The organism is Acidovorax sp. KPB24-07 (genome assembly GCF_057543315.1).
This window is the reverse complement of the sequence record NZ_BAAJYS010000819.1, coordinates 1-808: the sequence shown is the minus strand read 5'-3', so window position 1 is coordinate 808 and position 808 is coordinate 1. Positions and strand designations below refer to the sequence as shown.

At 67.1% G+C, this 808-nt stretch carries 1 protein-coding gene and 1 pseudogene; both read right to left on the bottom strand.

All coding sequences use genetic code 11. The features are described from left to right. A partial coding sequence (locus AC27IQ_RS26050; protein WP_487091369.1) for an ATP-binding cassette domain-containing protein occupies nt 1–450 on the bottom strand: 450 nt, incomplete at its 3' end. A gap of 161 nt (nt 451–611) precedes the next feature. Then, nucleotides 612–808: pseudogene (locus AC27IQ_RS26045) on the bottom strand (ABC transporter substrate-binding protein); the annotation flags it as partial.

The following is an 808-nucleotide window of genomic DNA, read 5'->3' as shown; positions in this document are numbered from 1 at the left end:
CAGCTGCCAGGGGAATTTGTCTTCGTAGCCGGCCAGGCCCGACCTTCTGCACGCAGGGCGCGGCGCGCGGGCCTCGTATTCCTTGCGGCGGGCCTTGAACTGGCTGCGGTGCGGCTCGACGATCTCCAGCGGCAGCAGCACGTTGGCGACGGTGGTGCGCCAGGGCAGCAGCGACGGGGCCTGGAAGGCCATGCCCGAGATCTTGAGCGGGCCGGTCACGGGCTGGCCGTCGATGCGGATCTTGCCCATCGACGGCATGCGCAGCCCGGTGGCCAGCTTCATGAAGGTGGACTTGCCGCAGCCCGAGGGCCCCACGATGGCGATGAACTCGCCGCGGCGCACCTGCAGGTCGATGGCTTCGACGGCAAAGTGGTTGGCGCGCAGCAACTCTTCGTTGTAGGCGAGCCAGACATCGCGAAAATCCACGAAATAGGTGTCGTCGGCCTGCATGGGATGAGAGATGGGTTTGGAATGAAAAGGGCCACCAGCACAATTGGTACTAGGGCATATTGCTATCAAATTTGTAGCAATTGCCGGGTGGCGCGTGGCGGGCTCGGGAGGCCCGGACGGGCCGGGGGGGCTGCCCCCCCATGGGCCGGCCCCCGGTGTCATCACTTCCTGGGGAGGATGTTGAGCTCGGCCGCCGGCGGCAGGAAGCTGCCGTTCCATACCGTCTCGGCGTTCACGCGGGACTTGGTGGCGAAGGCGTCGGACACCTGCGACGCCATCAGCGCCAGGCGCTGCGGCTTCGCCTGGCCGAAGCCTTCGGCCCGCGCGTCGGCGCTGTTGACCACGGTGTCGATGGCCA